This is a genomic window from Candidatus Protofrankia californiensis, assembly GCF_900634765.1.
Taxonomy (GTDB): Bacteria; Actinomycetota; Actinomycetes; order Frankiales; family Frankiaceae; genus Protofrankia; species Protofrankia californiensis.
This window is the reverse complement of record NZ_CAAAFT010000240.1, coordinates 2,629-5,298: the sequence shown is the minus strand read 5'-3', so window position 1 is coordinate 5,298 and position 2,670 is coordinate 2,629. Positions and strand designations below refer to the sequence as shown.

Annotated in this window: 3 protein-coding genes and 1 pseudogene; 1 reads left to right on the top strand and 3 read right to left on the bottom strand. The window is 64.4% G+C overall.

Annotated features, from left to right (window positions below):
- Window positions 1-332: pseudogene (locus tag DD1DGNOD_RS28040) on the bottom strand (radical SAM protein); the annotation flags it as partial.
- Between the two features lie 220 nt (window positions 333-552).
- Between DD1DGNOD_RS28040 and DD1DGNOD_RS28035 the strand changes: the two are divergent.
- Window positions 553-1,056: a hypothetical protein gene (locus DD1DGNOD_RS28035; protein ID WP_206443140.1), complete on the top strand. Its 504-nt coding sequence runs from the start codon at window positions 553-555 to the stop codon at window positions 1,054-1,056.
- A gap of 52 nt (window positions 1,057-1,108) precedes the next feature.
- On the opposite strand, the gene DD1DGNOD_RS12910 is transcribed toward DD1DGNOD_RS28035, so the two are convergent.
- Both DD1DGNOD_RS12910 and DD1DGNOD_RS12905 read right to left on the bottom strand, forming a co-directional pair.
- Window positions 1,109-2,026, bottom strand: coding sequence for a helix-turn-helix domain-containing protein (locus DD1DGNOD_RS12910; RefSeq protein WP_131767257.1), 918 nt, complete (start codon window positions 2,024-2,026; stop codon window positions 1,109-1,111).
- Entirely contained in the window at window positions 1,977-2,483 is a 507-nt protein-coding gene (locus DD1DGNOD_RS12905; RefSeq protein WP_346434314.1) for a DUF6879 family protein, read from the bottom strand. The genes DD1DGNOD_RS12910 and DD1DGNOD_RS12905 overlap by 50 nt, the downstream gene beginning before the upstream one ends.
- Window positions 2,484-2,670: the final 187 nt, after the last annotated feature.

The window sequence follows — 2,670 nt, the reverse complement described above, 5'->3', positions numbered from 1 at the left end:
GCCTCGGGTAGGCCACTGGCGACCTCCCGCAACCGCTCGGGTGACGGCACCTTGTGCCCGCCCGCGCAGAGTTCGAGCTGACTCAGCGGGCAGATGTCGCACAGCTCCCGGATGCCGTAGTGGCCGTTGTAGTCGGGAAGACCATGCGCGTAGGCCACGGCGCATGAAGTCTTGCGGAACAACGGCGTCGTGGCGTCGAAGGAGGCCAAGACGCGCCGCTCCAAGGTTTCCGGCACGATCTTCCGGCGCGCGGTGTCCTCGTAAGGCTCCGGCAGGCTGTTGGCCTTGTAGTACTCGGCGATCTGGTCGCGGTAGAACAGGCCCGTGAACACCGTGGCGTCGGCGTGCTTGGCCAGGGTGTAGGCGGCGTCCAGGTGCTCTTCGGAGTACGTTGAGGCCCGGCACCAGCGGACGCCAGTAGAGGATGGTGCGGTACTTCCGCCGCTCCGGTGCGTTCATGAGCCTCAGCGATTCGGCGGCCACACTCGACTGGTATGGCTCGATGCCCTTGTTGTCGATGCCGGAGTAGGTGAACAGCAGCGTCACCTTGACGTGGTTGAGCGCGTTGAGTCGGTCGATGTCCTCGGACTTCATCTGGTGCCGCGTGATGACGAGCACGTGGTTTCGCAGCTCGCGAGTGTCGAGGTCTTCCAGCACGGCGAAGGTGTGCGGCCGGACGACCGGCAGGAACGGGTCAGTCGCCCGGTTGAACACCTGAACCGGCGTCATGTGCGGCTGGAAGTAACGGTGATTGACCAGTTCCTCCACCGCCTCGGCGTCGGACATGAGCGCACGCGGTATCCGCTGATCCCACAGGCCGTAGGTATGCCGGATGCAGTAGGCACAGTCCAGCGGGCAGCCCTGAATGTGGTTCAGGCTCAGGCCGCTCTTGCGGTACTCCACGACTTCGCGGGCCTGCTCGGGCAGATGGTCGATCTGATCCCTGCTCAGCAGGGCAACACGGGTGGCCACCTGGCTAACTCCCGAATCCCTTGGGGGCGGACGCGGTTCGGCATCCCTAACGGGAGAGTAGGGAGGAAAGACGGCAATGAATAGAAAGTTTCTTGGTATTTCTCGAAATGCCACGAACGAGTGAGCGTCCCGGAAATTAGTCGCTATCCTCCGGGGCCTCGGGGGCAAGATCGTCAATCACGCGGTTGATGATCGCGCGGGCCGAACGGCCGTAACTAGCCACCGCTGCCAGCGAGTCGAAGATGCCGCTGTACAGGGCCAACTCTTGCGGCTGGGCAAGGTTCAGCTCGGCCGAGAACGTCTCGACCATCACGCGGTCGTTGTCGAGCAGCCAGAAGCCGTGAGCGGGCGCGACCACATAAGCCGTCTCGAAGCCGATGATGCCGAGCTTCACATTCGGCAGCGCCGAGAAGGAGACCAGCCGATCAAGCTGCCCAAGCATGATCTCGGGTGGGCACAGCCGGTAGCGCAAGGCCGCCTCGGTCAGCACGAAGTGGAACCGCTTGTCAGGCCGGTACAGGATGTCTTGCCGCTGCACCCGCGCTGCTACCGCCTCGTCGATGTCGTTCCTCACCTTGAACACGGTGATGCTCTGGGCGAAGCGGAAACGGGCGTACTCGGCCGTCTGGAGCAGGCCAGGGATGAACGTGGACTCAAACGCCCGGAACAGCCGCGTCTGGGCGTCCAGGCCGGCAATCTCTTGTTGGTGTGGCTTCAAGCCGACCTTGAGCTGTCGTTGCCACTCGGCGTGTTGGACTTCGAGGGTGTGCAGGGAAGCGAGCAGGGCTTCCGTCTCGCTCTCGCTGTCCGTTGCTCGCGTCCAACCACGAATGTCGTCGTCGGTCGGCGTCTGACGGCCGTTCTCCAGCTTGGACACCTTGGAAGGCGGCCACGACAAAGACTCCGCGAGCCGCCTGCCACTGAGTCCTGCGGCCTGGCGTAGCTCGTGGAGTCGTTTGCCCAGGGCGTCACGAGCCTCGTGCAAGCTGGTGATGCCGGTCGTTCTATTCGGTGGCAAAGTCGTCCCGTCGTACGGCGCGGTGCCAGGCGGCATCTCGCCAGTAGTTGTGCTCCACGATCACGGCGGGGTCTTCGATGAGTTCACCGCTCAGGAAGTTCTCGTCGTCATCGAAGTGCATCCGCACCAGCTTGGACGAGTCGAACAACCAATAGTCGTAGTCCGGCAGGCCAGCGGCGTCCTCCCGGCTCAGGTAGCGGATGTCCTCGCCGGCCGCGTTGGTGTGCCCTGAGCAGAAGACGCCGAAGCGGCTGTAGTCGGTGAGGGGCGTGCTCACGACTCGTACACGCGAGAAGCGCCGGCCTGCCGCGGTGGCCTCCCGGATCATGCTCAGCCAGTTCTGGAACCAGCCCATGTCTACCGGCTCGCCCGCAACGAACTGGCGCAGCGCCTGCGTCTCGTTCGCGGACTTGTACTCGTCGCGCGTCTCCAGTCGGAAGGCGGTGTGCTCGAACGCGCGGAAGAGCTTGCCGAACTCCGGGCCGGGCTCGATGAAGGAGGTCAGCGCTGGACCTCCTGCTCCAGGTAGCGGCGGGCGTACATCTTGAGCACATCCGTGTACGGATCACCCCCACGGGCGTGGGGACGGCAAAGACCTTCCCGCGAACCAGCCGCGCCGTTGCGGATCACCCCCACGGGCGTGGGGACGGCGTCGACGCGCAATGGGCCCAGATTGTCGC

Excerpts from the sequence above, each read along its gene's own strand:
- DD1DGNOD_RS12910 (WP_131767257.1), bottom strand. The coding sequence starts at position 2,026 with ATGCCGCCTGGCACCGCGCCGTACGACGGGACGACTTTGCCACCGAAT.